The 13,005-nt window shown below is 71.1% G+C and carries 13 protein-coding genes; 9 read left to right on the top strand and 4 right to left on the bottom strand.

Annotated features, from left to right (window positions below; genetic code table 11):
• Nucleotides 1-41: 41 nt before the first annotated feature.
• The gene (locus CJZ98_RS04455) at nucleotides 42-2,390 is read right to left on the bottom strand and encodes a CHASE domain-containing protein (RefSeq protein ID WP_094588772.1); all 2,349 of its coding nucleotides are present in this window, start codon (nucleotides 2,388-2,390) and stop codon (nucleotides 42-44) included.
• Nucleotides 2,390-3,031: a response regulator transcription factor gene (locus CJZ98_RS04450; RefSeq protein ID WP_232756189.1), complete on the bottom strand. Its 642-nt coding sequence runs from the start codon at nucleotides 3,029-3,031 to the stop codon at nucleotides 2,390-2,392. Before CJZ98_RS04450 ends, CJZ98_RS04455 begins: the two co-directional genes overlap by 1 nt.
• A gap of 104 nt (nucleotides 3,032-3,135) precedes the next feature.
• On the opposite strand from CJZ98_RS04450, the gene CJZ98_RS04445 reads away from it, so the two are divergent.
• Entirely contained in the window at nucleotides 3,136-3,816 is a 681-nt protein-coding gene (locus CJZ98_RS04445) for a 7-carboxy-7-deazaguanine synthase QueE (RefSeq protein ID WP_094588768.1), read from the top strand.
• A 51-nt stretch (nucleotides 3,817-3,867) separates the two neighbouring features.
• Here the strand turns inward: CJZ98_RS04445 and CJZ98_RS04440 are convergent, their stop codons facing one another.
• A complete protein-coding gene (locus tag CJZ98_RS04440) occupies nucleotides 3,868-4,440 on the bottom strand; it encodes an ecotin family protein (protein ID WP_094588766.1) in 573 nt (190 codons plus the stop codon).
• Between the two features lie 154 nt (nucleotides 4,441-4,594).
• Between CJZ98_RS04440 and queC the strand changes: the two genes are divergently transcribed.
• The 8 genes from queC (at nucleotide 4,595) to CJZ98_RS04400 (ending at nucleotide 12,186) form a co-directional block, all read left to right on the top strand.
• Nucleotides 4,595-5,296, top strand: a complete 702-nt coding sequence (queC, locus tag CJZ98_RS04435; RefSeq protein WP_094588897.1) for a 7-cyano-7-deazaguanine synthase QueC — start codon at nucleotides 4,595-4,597, stop codon at nucleotides 5,294-5,296.
• A 68-nt stretch (nucleotides 5,297-5,364) separates the two neighbouring features.
• The gene (locus tag CJZ98_RS04430; RefSeq protein WP_390902061.1) at nucleotides 5,365-6,699 is read left to right on the top strand and encodes an anthranilate synthase component I family protein; all 1,335 of its coding nucleotides are present in this window, start codon (nucleotides 5,365-5,367) and stop codon (nucleotides 6,697-6,699) included.
• 97 nt (nucleotides 6,700-6,796) lie between these two features.
• On the top strand, nucleotides 6,797-7,240 hold the full coding sequence (gene cynS, locus CJZ98_RS04425; RefSeq protein ID WP_232756188.1) for a cyanase: 444 nt from the start codon (nucleotides 6,797-6,799) through the stop codon (nucleotides 7,238-7,240).
• Nucleotides 7,241-7,259: 19 nt separating this feature from the next.
• A complete protein-coding gene (locus CJZ98_RS04420) occupies nucleotides 7,260-8,210 on the top strand; it encodes an aminotransferase class IV (protein WP_094588760.1) in 951 nt (316 codons plus the stop codon).
• A gap of 56 nt (nucleotides 8,211-8,266) precedes the next feature.
• Nucleotides 8,267-9,865, top strand: a complete 1,599-nt coding sequence (locus CJZ98_RS04415) for an APC family permease (protein ID WP_094588758.1) — start codon at nucleotides 8,267-8,269, stop codon at nucleotides 9,863-9,865.
• A gap of 80 nt (nucleotides 9,866-9,945) precedes the next feature.
• Nucleotides 9,946-10,455 (top strand): hypothetical protein, encoded by a 510-nt coding sequence (locus CJZ98_RS04410; protein WP_094588756.1) that lies wholly within the window; start codon nucleotides 9,946-9,948, stop codon nucleotides 10,453-10,455.
• Nucleotides 10,456-10,512: 57 nt separating this feature from the next.
• Nucleotides 10,513-11,781, top strand: coding sequence for a formamidase (gene fmdA, locus CJZ98_RS04405; RefSeq protein ID WP_456300663.1), 1,269 nt, complete (start codon nucleotides 10,513-10,515; stop codon nucleotides 11,779-11,781).
• A gap of 126 nt (nucleotides 11,782-11,907) precedes the next feature.
• On the top strand, nucleotides 11,908-12,186 hold the full coding sequence (locus CJZ98_RS04400) for an FmdB family zinc ribbon protein (RefSeq protein WP_094588752.1): 279 nt from the start codon (nucleotides 11,908-11,910) through the stop codon (nucleotides 12,184-12,186).
• Nucleotides 12,187-12,284: 98 nt separating this feature from the next.
• On the opposite strand, the gene urtE is transcribed toward CJZ98_RS04400, so the two are convergent.
• A complete protein-coding gene (gene urtE / locus CJZ98_RS04395; protein WP_094588750.1) occupies nucleotides 12,285-13,001 on the bottom strand; it encodes an urea ABC transporter ATP-binding subunit UrtE in 717 nt (238 codons plus the stop codon).
• Nucleotides 13,002-13,005: the final 4 nt, after the last annotated feature.

Genomic DNA, 13,005 nt, shown 5'->3' with positions numbered 1-13,005 from the left:
GAGTGGTATCGGGGAGGCCGGCTCCTCCCCCTGCGGCCCCCTCAGAGCTTGGAGGCCAGTGGGAAGCGCAGCCGCACCGAGGCACCGCCCAGGTCGGAGCGGCCGATCTCCAGGCTGCCGTGGTGGTTTTCCACCGCGCAGCGCACCACATAGAGGCCGATGCCCAGGCCCTCGCTCTTGCTGCTGGCCATCAGCAGCCCATCCAGGTCCACCGGGCCCTGGGGGAAGCCGGGGCCGTCATCGGCCACCTCCAGCTCCACCGCCTGGTCGCCGCGGTGCAGCGCCAGACGCACCCCGCCGCCGGCACCGGTGGCCTCGATGGCGTTGCGGATCAGGTTGTGCACCACCAGCTGCAGCTGTTCCCGGTCCCCCAGCACCGTCACCGGCTCCTCCAGCCCCACGGTTTCGAGCCGGATCCGGTAGCGGTTGAGATCGGCCTTGGCCAGCAGCAGGGCGCCAAAGATCGGATCGGTCAGGTCGATCGGCGCCAGCTGGCTGGCCACGTTGCGGAGCACGTCCCGGATCTTCTCCACGGTGATGCTCACCTGGCGGGCCTGGCAGCTCACGCCCTCGGCGGCCTTGATCAGGGGTAGGAGCACGCCAGCCTGATCCGGGCCAGACGGCAGCCCCTGGACCGCGGCCGGAGCCCCCTCGATGCGCCTCAGCTCCGCCTCCAGCCAGTCGGCCTGGTAGAGCAGGGCCGTGAGCGGCTGCTTGATCTCATGGGCCACCGCAGCGGCCGCCAGGCTGGTGCGCAGCTTGCGTTCCAGCTCGATGCGCACCCGGCTCTCCACCCCCGTGGCCAGCAGCAACAGCGCCTCCAGCAGACCGCAGACCAGCAGGCCACCCACCAGCAGGGCCGGGGCCGTGGAGAGGTTGCGGCCCTGCAGCGAGCCCGCGGCGGGCCGCACCTCCAGCTTCCAGAGCCGTCCGGCCTGCTCGAAGCGCTGGCTCACCACGGGGGTGCGGGGCAGCGCGGCGCTGAGCAGGTCGGGGTGGCCGCGGCGGGCCAGTTCCACAGCCCCCTCGCCGGGGGTCACATCCAGCAGGCGCAGGCTCAGCTGGTCGTAATCGCCGCCGGCGAAGGTGTCGTTGAGCAGGTTGCCGAAGCGGTAGACGCCCACCGCAAAGCCCTTCAGATCGCGGCGGCGCTGCTCCGGATCCTGGCCCTGCCCGCCGTTGCGATACACGGGCAGCAACAGCAGGATCCCCTGCTGACTGCCGGATTCCTGCACCAGCCGGATCGGGGCCGTGGCCTGGATCCGGCCGGAATCCCGGGCCCGATCGATGGCATGGGCGCGCACCGGATCCGAGGCGATGTCGAAGCCAAGGGCACGGGCGTTGCGGGCCAGCGGCTCGATGTAGTCCACGGCCACGTAGCCGGAGCGACCTGGCTCAACCGGCTGCGGCGTCCCGTTGGGTCCCCTCTCGAAGATCCGGTAGCCCGGCGTCTCCCGGCGCCGCTGCTGCTCGAAGGGCTCCAGCTGCTCCGGGCGGAGAAAGACATTCCAGGACAGGGCATCCAGGCCGTCGAGGCGCTGCAGGCTGCTGCGGGTGTAGCGCTCGAAGTCGCCCGCAACGGTCAGGGTGTGCACCGCCATCAGGCTGCGCAGGCCCTCGAGCACCTCCTGGTGGCGCACCAGATTGCGCTGCAGGGCGCTGCTGGCCTGGGTGGCCTGCTGCGCCAGATAGAGCTGCAGCTGGCGCCGCTCCTGGGCGGCGCTGAACAGGAACACGGCTACCGACAGCGCAGTGACCAGCAGCGAGGGCAGGGCCACCCGCCAGCGGCGGCCGCGCCACAGCGCCCCCCGGTCTGGCAGCAACATCAGGACCAGCGGCGCGAACACGATCACGCCCACCGAATCACCCACCCACCAGGTGAGCCAGGCGACCGGTGCCTGGGCCAGCGTGACCACACCGGCCAGCAGCTGGGCACCCACACCGAAGACCGAGCCCGCCAGACAGGCGCAGGGCCCCCCCAGCAGCACCAGCCGCAAGATGTCCTGGGCGCGGTCGAGGGCCGGGCGGGATCCAAGCCGCCGGCGCACCCAGGCGGCCCCCAGCACGGCCTGGAGGGTGGCCCCGAGGGCGATCACCAGGGGCACGGCCACGGTGGCGAGTCGGGGGGCCGGTGCGTCCGAGAGCAGGGGCAGGTTCACCAGGTTCACCAGCAGCGAGCCCACCAGCACCCCCGGCGCCAGGGCCCGGCCGCGCCGCAGCAGCAGGGCCAGGGCGAGGCCGCTGGCGGGCCACACCGGCACCGCCAGGCCATAGCCCGCCTCCCGCACCAGCCACAGGGTCAGGCTGCCCACCAGGGCGTAGGCCAGCGCCAGGAGCACCGTGGTGGCGCGGTTGCCCAGGGCCGGCAGCCGCAGGCGCGGTCGGCCCATCAGGGGGCGTGCCGCACGAAGGCGGAGGCCAGCAGCACCAGTTCGCCGCCCTTGATGCCGAGCTTGGAGGTGATGTGCTTGCGGTGGGTGCGGGCGGTGAGCACCGACAGGCCGAGCCGCTCGGCGATCGCCTCGCTGGAGAGTCCCTCACCGATCAGCTGGAACACCTCCCGCTCCCGGCGGGTCAGGCGGTCCCAGTGGGCCGGCGCCCCGGCGGGGGCCTCGCCACCGTCGGCGCCCTCCCCACCGAGCCGGGCCTCCACCAGCAGGCGGCGGACCTGGTGCTGCAGCTTCTCGAGCGCCTCGGTCTTGTCGATCACCGCCACGATCGCGTTGTGGAGGTGGCGCGAGCACTGCAGCCGCTGGCACTCGGCCGAGAGCACGATCACCCGCGCCTCGGGGCGGTCGCGGATCAGCTGCTCGGCCACCTCCACCCCCAGGCCGTCCGGCAGCATCAGGTCCATCACGAGCAGGTCGGGCGTGTGCTCGCGGCAGAGGCGCCGGCCTTCGGCCACGCTGCCGGCGATCCCCACCACCTTCAGGCCCGGGTAGGTGGCCAGGTTGCGGGCCAGCAGATCGGCCAGCAGCGCCTGGTCCTCCAGGATCAGGCAGTTCATCGCCATGCCGCTGCAGCCGTTCATTCCAGGGCATGTTGCCGTGGCACGGTAGAGAGGATCCAGTGCCGGCCCAGTTCCGCTCCACAGCCGCATCGAGGCAGTGCCGTGACCGAGCCCTCTCCCGTGCCGTGACCGAGTCCACCAGCGCCGCCCTGACCCTGCCGGTGGTGGAGACCTTCCACTCGCTCCAGGGCGAGGGGGCCCACGCCGGCCGCAGTGCCTTCTTCCTGCGGCTGGGCGGCTGCGACGTGGGCTGTCCCTGGTGCGACACCAAGCACTCCTGGCCTGCCGAGGTGCACCCCCGGCTCCCGCTGGCGGAGCTGGCCGCCGCGGCCAGCTCCGCCGGTCGGGAGGGAGCCGGCTTCGTGGTGGTCACCGGCGGCGAACCGCTGCACCACGACCTGGGCCCCCTCTGCGCCGCCCTGGCGGGCACGGGTCTGCCCCTGCACCTGGAAACGAGCGGCGTGGATCCGCTGACGGGCCGCTTCAACTGGATCACCCTCTCGCCCAAGCGGCACCGCCCACCGCGGCCGGAGCTGCTGGCCGCCTGCCACGAGCTGAAGGTGGTGGTGCATGGGGAAGAGGATCTGGCCTTCGCTGAGGCCATGGCCCAGGCGGCGGTCGCGTCCCGGGCCGCCCATGCCGGCGGGGCCCCTGGCGATGGGGCTCCGGGCGGCGACGGCCCCGGGCTGCTGCTGCAGCCGGGCTGGCAGAGCCCGGAGGGCCAGGCCCTGGCCATCGCCCACGTGCGCCGCGATCCCCGCTGGCGTCTCAGCCTGCAGAGCCACAAGTGGCTGGGCGTGCGCTGAGCCAGGCCCACGTCGGAGCCGGACGGGCTGTCCAGAGGCGCTGGCCGCGCCTCAGAGCTGCTGGGCGGGGCGCTGCACCGCTTCCGCCTTCCACAGGCGCCAGCGCACCTCCAGATCCTTGGGGGCGTAAAGCACGATCGGCAGGCTGGCGTTGAAGGGCACCACGAAGGGCTTGCTGCCGAGCGGCACGAAGGCCTGGCGCAGCCCTTCATTGGGCGGACAGGCCCGCCTGGTCGAGACCAGTGGCCCCACGTCGATCGCCCGGTAGACGGTGTAACCCCAGCCCGGCACCGTTTCGGCCTTGAGCCGGCCGCTGAGGCGCTGCTGGTTGCAGTCCACCTGGACGGTGCGACCCACCAGCAGCTCCACCCGCCAGTCGGCCGGGTTGGGGGAGATCGCCGGATCGGGGCTGGGCCGCAGCACCCCGGGCAGCTGGATCACCCAGCGGCGTTCACCGGCGGCCGGCGGGGCGTAGGGCTTGAGGTCGAGGCGGGGGATGGCGGTGGCGGCCAGGGGGGCCAGCAGGCCGGCGGCGAGGGCGGCGCTCAGCAGGGGCCCAGGCCCGGGCGCGCGCCGTGGGGCGGCGGGGGGGATGGGGGAGGCGATCGAAGCGGGCGGGGCCATCGCGGGCGGGGGCGGCTGTCCGCATCATGGCCAGGGCTGGGCTGGCTTCCAGCACGCTGGCCGCCAAAGGGCCAGCGCCCAGCGCGCCAGCTTCCACAATGGACGCCGTGCCCTGCCGCCCGTGAGCCGCAACACCAGCCCCCAGCCCACGGCCATGGCTCAGCCCAGCCCTGGATCCCGGCCCACCGCCGTGGCCCTGCTCTCCGGCGGCCTCGATTCGGCCACCGCCGCCGCCCTGGCCCTGGAGGCCGGCTATCGGGTGATCGGTCTCTCCTTCGACTACGGCCAGCGCCACCGCCGCGAACTGGAGGCTGCCACCGCAGTGGCCGCGGCCCTGGGCCTGGCGGAGCACCACGTGATCGACGTGAACCTGGCCGCCTGGGGCGGCTCCTCCCTCACCGATACCACCATCGCCGTGCCCAGCGGCGGCGTGGAGGTCGGCGTGATCCCCTCCACCTATGTGCCGGGCCGCAACACCGTGTTCATCGCCCTGGGCCTGAGCCTGGCCGAGGCCCGCGGAGCCAGCCAGATCGTGCTGGGCGTGAACGCGGTGGATTATTCCGGCTACCCCGACTGCCGCCCCGATTACCTCGACGCCTTCCAGACTCTGGCGGACCTGGCCAGCAAGGCAGGCCGCGAGGGCCACGGGGCGAGGCTGTGGGCGCCACTGGTGTATTGGAGCAAGGCCGAGATCGTGCGCCAGGCCCTGCGCCTGGGGGTGCCGATCGCCGCCACCTGGAGCTGCTATGCCGGCGGCGAGCGGCCCTGCGGCGTCTGCGACAGCTGCCGCATCCGCGATGCCGCCCTGGTGGAGGCGGGCCGCCCCGACCTGGCCTCGGGGGCAGCGGGCGCGTGACGGCCACGGCTGGGGGCACGGGGCAGGCGTTGTGGCCCCAGGCACTGCCCTGGCGGGAGCCGGCCGCCGTGGCAGCCGCCCTGGCCCGCGCCTACGGCCGGGAGGGCCTGATCTGGCTCGATGGCGACGGCAGCGCCCTTGGGCGTCACGCCACCCTGGCGGCGGATCCCCTGGAGCAGCGCGTCTGCCGCGGCCGGCCCGGCGAGCCAGGCGCCGTGGATCCCTTTCAGGTGCTGGCGGAACTGGCGGCCAGGGCGGCCGGTGAGCCGGCCCACTGGAGCGGCTGGCTCAGCTACGAGGCCGGAGCCTGGCTGGAGCCGGCACCCCACTGGCGGGCCAGCGCCATGGCCAGCCTCTGGCTGGCCCGCCACGATCCGGTGCTGCGCTTCGACCTGCGGGAGCGAAGGCTGGTCATGGAGGGCAGCGACCCAGAGCGCAACGCGGCTCTGGCCGCCCTGGTGACAGACCTGCCGGAGCCCGCTGGGGTTGGCGGGGCCCCTAGGCGTGGCGGAGCCGCGGACGGCGAGGGTTCGGACCTTCCCCCCACGAGTGCCATCCCCCTCGAGGGCTGGCGCTGGCACACCGACCCCGCCGGCTTCGCCCGCGGTGTGGAGCGCATCCGCGCCTGGATCGCCGCCGGCGATCTGTTCCAGGCCAACCTCACGGCCTGCGTGGAACAGACCCTGGCCGCGGCGCCCGATCCCCTCGCCCTCTACGGACAGTTGCGTGGCCACTGCCCGGCCCCCTTTGCCGGCCTGGCCATCGGCGGCGATGGCGCCGCCGGGGAAGCGGTGCTCTCCGCCTCCCCGGAGCGCTTCCTGCAGGTGAGCGGCACGGGGCTGATCGAAACCCGGCCGATCAAGGGCACCCGGCCGCGTTACAGGGATCCGGAGCGGGATGCCGACGCGGCGGCCGAGCTGGTGTGCAGCCCCAAGGACCGGGCCGAGAACGTGATGATCGTGGACCTGCTGCGCAACGACCTGGGCCGGGTCTGCGTGCCCGGCTCGATTGCTGTACCGCAGCTGGTGGGACTGGAGAGCTACCCCCAGGTGCATCACCTCACCTCCGTGGTGACCGGCCAGCTGGCGCCAGGCCGGAGCTGGGTGGACCTGCTGCGGGCCAGCTGGCCCGGGGGCTCGATCACCGGCGCGCCCAAGGTGCGGGCCTGCCAGCGCCTGGGGGAGCTGGAACCCGTGGCGCGTGGCCCCTACTGCGGCGCCCTGCTGCGTCTCGACTGGGACGGCAGCTTCGACAGCAACATCCTCATCCGCACGCTGCTGATGCAGGGGGCGCAGCTGCGCCTGCACGCCGGTTGCGGCATCGTGGCCGACTCCGACCCCGCAGCTGAGGCCGAGGAGCTGGGCTGGAAGCTGCAGCCGCTGCTGCGGGCCCTGGCGGGCTGAGGGCAAGCAGGAACCGATGGCACACCCCCCGGTGGCAACCGCGACCATGCCGGATGCCGCCGGGCCATACGGTCCGCCCCGCCCATGCCCCGATCCCGTGGCCCTCTCCCCCCTCACCGACACCCTGCTGGCCGCCAAGCGTCGCGCCGGTCTGAGCTTCGCCGATCTCGGCGCCCGCCTCGGCCGCGACCCGGTGTGGGTGGCGAGCCTCCTGCACGGCCAGTCGACCGCCTCGGCTGAGGAGGTCAGTGCCCTGGCGGATGCCCTGGGCCTGGAGGCCGAGCTGGTGGAACCCCTCACCCAGTTTCCGGTGAAGGGAGGGCTGGATCCGGTGCTGCCGACCGATCCGCTGCTCTACCGCTTCTACGAGATCCTGCAGGTCTACGGTTTGCCCCTCAAGGACGTGATCCAGGAGCAGTTCGGCGACGGGATCATGTCGGCGATCGACTTCAGCCTCAAGGTCGATCGGGTGGCGGACCCAGCCGGCGACCGGGTTCAGGTGACCCTGTGCGGCAAATTCCTGCCGTATAAGAAGTGGTGACCCCGCGGGCCGTGGCCCCATGAGCCACCCGGCCCCCGCTCCCCGCCCCATCGCCTGGTTCGAGGGGCGCTGGGGCGGCCCGGATGAGTTGGCCATCCCCCTGAGCGATCGGGGCCTGCTGCTGGCCGATGGCCTGTTCGAGACCGTGCTGGTGGAGGCGGGCCAGCCGCGGCTGCTGGCGGAGCATCTCGAGCGCTGGCATCACGCGGCGGCCCTGCTGGCCATGGCGCCGCCGCCGGGCCCCGCCGTCCTGGAGCCGCTGATCCACGAAGCCGTGGCCCGCGCGCAGGTGGGGGCCAGCAGCGCTGCCCTGCGGCTGAACTGGAGCCGGGGATCAGGGGGTCCCAACGCCCGCGGTCTGGATCTGCCGGAACCCGGGGCAGCGCCCCTGGAGCCCCGCTTCTGGCTGCAGCTCACCCCTACCCAAGCGACGTTTCAGCCGCTCACGGCGATCACCAGTCGCCTGGAGCGGCGCAACGCCGACAGCCTGCTGAGCCGTTGCAAGGGCTTCGCCTACGCCCCCGCGATCCAGGCCCGCCACGAGGCCCGCCGCGCCGGTGCCGACGACGCCCTGCTGCTGAGCACCACGGGCGAGCTGTGCTGCGCCTGTGCCGCGAATCTGTTGGTGCGGCGCGCTGGCCGGTGGCTCACGCCACCGCTGAGCAGTGGCTGCCTGCCGGGGGTGATGCGCCGGCGGGCCCTGGAGCTGGGGCTGGCCACGGAGGCCCGGATCGAACCCGCCAGCCTGGGCGACCCGTGCGGTCTGAGCGGCCCAGCAGGCGGCGCGGGCCAGGCCAGCACCATGGACGTGTCGAGCGGCACGAACCCACCGGGGGCCCCGGCCCTCCCTGATGGCGCCGTGCTGCTGCTCAACAGCCTGGGCTGCCGCCCCCTGGCGGCGCTCGACGGCCACCCTCTGCCGCTTTGGCCGGATCCCGAGGGGCTCTGGCGGTCCCTTTTCGCGGCTTGATCCTCGCGGGCTGATCACCCCGGCAGCGGCCACAATGGGACACCGCCGCCTCCGCCATGGCCCCCGACTCCAGCAGCCAACTGCGCCGCAGCCTGGGCCTGCGCAGCCTCACCCTGGCGGTGGTGACCAGCACCATCGGCTCGGGCTGGCTGTTCGCCCCCTTCTACGCCGCCCGCGCCGCCGGTGCCGCCAGCCTGCTGGCTTGGTTGCTGGGCGGTGCCCTGGCCCTGGCGCTGGCCCTGGTGTTCGCTGAGCTCGGGGCCCTGGTGACCAGCTCCGGCGCCCTGGCCCAGATCCCCCTGCTCAGCCATGGCCGCAGCGCCGGCTTCATCGGCGGCTGGTGCGCCTGGATCGCCTACGTGAGCCTGCCCACGATCGAGGTGCTGGCCATGCTCCAGTACCTGGCCAGCAGCCTGCCCTGGCTCACCGCCGATGGGGGCGCCGGCCAGGTGCTCAGCGGCGCCGGCCTGATGGTGGCGGTGCTGCTGCTGCTGGCGATGGCCTGGATCAATCTGGCGGGGATCACCTGGCTGGCCCGCTGGATCGAGGGGCTCACCGCCTGGAAGCTGGTGGTGCCGCTGCTGGTGTCGCTGACCCTGATGCTCACGGCGGGCCACTGGGGCAACCTGGGCGCGCCGCTGGTGGGTACCGAGCCGGCGAGCGCCGGCGCAGCTGGCAGTGGGGTGGTAGGCGCCATCGGCGCCGGCGGCATCCTGTTCAGCCTTCTGGGCTTCCGCACCGCCATGGACCTGGCCGGGGAGGCCCGCCGCCCCCAGCGGGATGTGCCGCTCGCCATGGGGCTGGGGCTCGGGATCTCTCTGGCGATCTACCTGGTGCTGCAGCTGGCCTTTCTGGTGGCGGTGCCGCCCGAGCTGCTTGCTGGCGGCTGGGCCCAGCTGCGGCTCACCGCCCACGGCGGGCCGCTGGTGGCGGTCGCCTTGGGCCTCGGCCTCGGCTGGGTGGTGACCCTGCTGCTGAGCGATGCGGTGATCTCCCCCGGGGCAACGGCTCTCACCTACCTGGGGGTGTCGGCGCGGGTGGGCTGGATGATGGGCCGCTGCGGCCTGCTGCCGGCCGGCCTGGGCCGCCTGAACCGCCAGGCCGTGCCGGCCATGGCGCTGCTCTGGAGCCTGGCCATCGGCCTGCTGTTGCTGCTGGGCGGCCCCAGTTGGCAGCGGGTGGTGAGCTTCCTCACCGCCACCCTGGTGATCGCCCTTGCCATGGGCCCCGTGAGCCTGCTGGCCCTGCGGCGGCAGCTGCCCGAGGAACCGCGGGCCTTCAGGCTCCCCTGGGCCGGGCTCTGGTGCCCGCTCACCTTCGTGGCGGCCAGCTGGGCGATCCTGTGGTGCGGCCGCGGCGCCCTCGAAGGGGCCGTGGGGCTGTTGCTGGGTCCGGCCCTGGTGTTCAACCTCGTGGAGTGGCGCCGTGGCCGTCCCCTGCAGGCCCGCAGCGGCGCCTGGTGGTGGCTCTACCTGGGGGGCCTGCTGGCCATCAGCGAACTGATCGGGCCGGGGCGAACCCTGGCCTGGTCCGCGGGGGGGCAGGCGGCCGTGGTGGCCGCCTTCGCGCTGGCGGTGTTCCCGCTGGCGGTAGCCACGCGCCTGCCCCACATCTCGTCCGACGCTCGGGTGGAGTTGCGTAGCGCGGCCGGCTAGGCGGCGGCGGACCAGGGGCGGCGGACACCGCCCGGGCAGCCGTCATAGGGTCGCGCTGCGCACGACAAGCTCGAGACGACATGGCGGTTGGCGACTCGCGGCGCCTGACGCCCGCAGGGGTGGGGGTGGCTCTGCTGCTGGCGCTGGCGGCCTGCGGCGCCCGGCGTGAGGTGGCGGTCCAGCAGGCCCGCGCCGGTGACACCCTGGTCGCTGAGGGGGATACCCGGGTGGATCTGGTCCAGGCGTTCCGCCCCGGCTTCCCGAATGGCCTCTACAGGGGGGTGGTGCGGGTGCAGGAGCCCGGCGCCCCCGCAGGCGGCCAGCTCTACACGCTCAGCGGGATCTGCAGCGTGCGCAACCAGCCCGGCTGGCCCACCTACGATAATCTCTACGGCCATCGGATCGACAACCTGGCGGAGGCGGAACGCCCAGCCAGCAAGAAGCAGGGCCAGGTTCTGTATCACTTCGACGGACGGATCGAAGCCAGCGGTGGCTTCATCCCCACGGCATGGATGCAGCGCCTCAAGGACAATCTCTGCCGCCGGGGTGACTTCGACGACCGCCCGGCTGAGGTCCGATCCAAAGGGTGAGCCGAGGGGCCCATCTGCGGGCCCAGGCACGTTACAGCGACCCAGATCCAGTAGCAAATGACACCTCGCGACGTGGATTCGTCGCCTTGGATGCCCCCGAAACCGTTCGGGTTGTCTGCTGTGCCCAAGACTTTGTTCAAGGTTGATCTCACCAAGCCGATGGATCAACAGGAGATGCCGGGTCACAACCGTTGGCATCCCGACATTCCTGCCGTGGTATCGGTCAACCCGGGCGAGGTGTTCCGCATCGAATGCAAGGACTGGACCGACGGCCAGATCAAGGACAACGATGACCCCCAGGACATCGCCGACGTCAATCTCGAAGTCGTCCATGTGCTGAGTGGACCCATCTGGGTCAATGGGGCCCAGCCGGGGGACATCCTGGTGGTGGACATTCTGGATGTGGGTGCCCTGCAGGGTGATGAGTGGGGCTTTACCGGCATCTTCGCCAAGGAAAATGGTGGCGGCTTCCTCACGGATCACTTCCCCAAGGCCGCCAAGGCGATCTGGGATTTCGAGGGCATCTACACCTCATCGCGGCACATACCCGGTGTGCGCTTCGCCGGCATCACCCACCCGGGCCTGATCGGTTGTGCCCCCTCCCAAGAACTGCTGCGGGAATGGAACCGGCGCGAAACCGAGCTGGTGAATACCGCACCGGATCGCCGCACCTACGGCGCTGGCCTATCCGGCAGCGAGCCGGTGCTGGCGGCGCTGCCGAACCCCAACAGCGCCATTCTTGGCACCCTGCCCGGCTCGGAGTTTGAGCGGGTGGCTAACGAGGCGGCCCGCACCGTGCCACCTCGGGAGCATGGCGGCAACTGCGACATCAAGAACCTCACCAAGGGCACCAGGATCTACTTCCCCGTCTATGTGGAAGGCGCCAAACTCTCGATGGGCGACATCCACTTCTCCCAGGGGGATGGGGAGATCTCCTTCTGCGGCGCCATCGAGATGTCGGGCTACCTGGATCTGCACGTGGAGATCATCAAGGGGGGTGTCGAGAAGTACGGGATGGTCAACCCCATGTTCAAGACCAGCCCAGTGGAGCCCCACTTCACCGACTACCTGGTGTTCGAGGGAATCTCGGTGGATGAGTTTGAGGGCAAGCAGCACTACATGGATGTGCATATTGCCTACCGCCGTGCGTGCCTCAACGCGATCGAATATCTCAAAAGGTTCGGCTACACGGGCGAGCAGGCCTACCTGCTGCTGAGCTGTGCACCTGTGGAGGGACGGATCAGTGGCATCGTGGACATTCCCAATGCCTGCGCCACCCTGGCCATTCCCACGTCCATCTTCGATCAGGACATCCTGCCCCGCTGACGCTCGGTCCCTGCCCTTGTCCCTGTCCTCAGGGACGTCGAGAAGGCTGACAAGCCCGTGAACCAGGGGGGAGGGAGCTGATCCCTCCCCTGCTTCTGTGATCCCCCGATTCCCACCCCTGCCTCGATGCCTGTCTACGAATTCCGGTGCCCGCAAGGATGCGACACCTATGAGGTCTGGCGCAGCATTGCGGAACGTCAGACCGACACGGACTGTCCCCAGTGCGGCGCCCAGGGCAGCCGCCTGTACCACCCGCCAATGACTCTCACAGGTCCTCTGCGTCTGAAGCGCGAAGTCGCTGAGCCACGCCTGGTCCGCAAGGAGAACCCCGGCAGCGAGACTGGCACCAAGCCTCGGCTGCGGGCCAGTGATACCAGGCCCTGGATGCTCAACCGGGGCTGCTGATCCAGGGACAGGTCGTCCCACGACCCACACGACCAGAAGCCCTGCTGACCGAGGACGCGAGTCCAGGCCTGCAGGGCTTGTCTGATGGTGAGCGGGAGTCAGACCGTAAGGAATTCCTGGACGATGGCATCTGAGAGCTGCTCGGTCGGGCCACTGGAAACGATGCCACCACGCTGCATAGCGTAGTAGAAATTCGACTGGCGTACAAAGTGCAGATGCTGCTCCACCAGCAACACACTGATGCCCGTCTCCTTCATGATTCGCTGCACGGCATGCTCAATGTCGAGGATGATCGAGGGCTGGATTCCCTCGGTGGGTTCATCGAGCAGCAGCAGCTTCGGCTTGCCAAGCAGGGCCCGTGCGATGGCCAGCTGTTGCTGCTGGCCCCCGCTCAGGTCACCGCCTTTGCGGTTCAGAAACTTCTCCAGGATGGGGAAGAGATCAAAGACCAACGGGTCGATGTGCCGATTCCTGCCGAGGCCTCCCGGCAGGGCCTCCATACCAAGCAGCAGATTTTCGCGGACCGTGACCTGGGGGATGATGTCGCGCCCCTGGGAAACGTAGCCAATGCCAGAGCGGGCCCGACGGTAGGGCGGTTCCGTCTTGAGCTGTTTGTCGCCGTATTGAACAGTGCCTGAGCGCTGCTGCAGCAACCCGATGATGGTCTTGAGAAAGGTTGTCTTGCCGACACCATTGCGGCCAATCAGGCAGACCATCTGCCCTTCTGGGATCGAGAGATCCACGTTGCGCAGGATATGACTCTCGCCGTAATAGACGTTCAGGTCGGAGACCTGCAGGATCGGCTGGAGGCTCATGGCG

Origin of the sequence: Vulcanococcus limneticus LL (genome assembly GCF_002252705.1) — a bacterium.
Lineage (GTDB): Bacteria > Cyanobacteriota > Cyanobacteriia > PCC-6307 > Cyanobiaceae > Vulcanococcus > Vulcanococcus limneticus.
Note: the sequence above shows the minus strand (reverse complement) of the source record. Positions and strands in the feature narration are given on the sequence as shown.

Bases quoted from the DNA above. Each gene is read 5' to 3' on its own strand.
- CJZ98_RS04415 (WP_094588758.1), top strand. From the start codon at position 8,267: ATGGCCCCCGACTCCAGCAGCCAACTGCGCCGCAGCCTGGGCCTGCGC.
- CJZ98_RS04400 (WP_094588752.1), top strand. From the start codon at position 11,908: ATGCCTGTCTACGAATTCCGGTGCCCGCAAGGATGCGACACCTATGAG.
- fmdA (WP_456300663.1), top strand. From the start codon at position 10,513: ATGACACCTCGCGACGTGGATTCGTCGCCTTGGATGCCCCCGAAACCG.
- CJZ98_RS04450 (WP_232756189.1), bottom strand. From the start codon at position 3,031: ATGAACGGCTGCAGCGGCATGGCGATGAACTGCCTGATCCTGGAGGAC.
- CJZ98_RS04420 (WP_094588760.1), top strand. From the start codon at position 7,260: ATGAGCCACCCGGCCCCCGCTCCCCGCCCCATCGCCTGGTTCGAGGGG.
- CJZ98_RS04410 (WP_094588756.1), top strand. From the start codon at position 9,946: ATGGCGGTTGGCGACTCGCGGCGCCTGACGCCCGCAGGGGTGGGGGTG.
- queC (WP_094588897.1), top strand. From the start codon at position 4,595: ATGGCTCAGCCCAGCCCTGGATCCCGGCCCACCGCCGTGGCCCTGCTC.
- CJZ98_RS04440 (WP_094588766.1), bottom strand. From the start codon at position 4,440: ATGGCCCCGCCCGCTTCGATCGCCTCCCCCATCCCCCCCGCCGCCCCA.
- urtE (WP_094588750.1), bottom strand. From the start codon at position 13,001: ATGAGCCTCCAGCCGATCCTGCAGGTCTCCGACCTGAACGTCTATTAC.
- CJZ98_RS04455 (WP_094588772.1), bottom strand. From the start codon at position 2,390: ATGGGCCGACCGCGCCTGCGGCTGCCGGCCCTGGGCAACCGCGCCACC.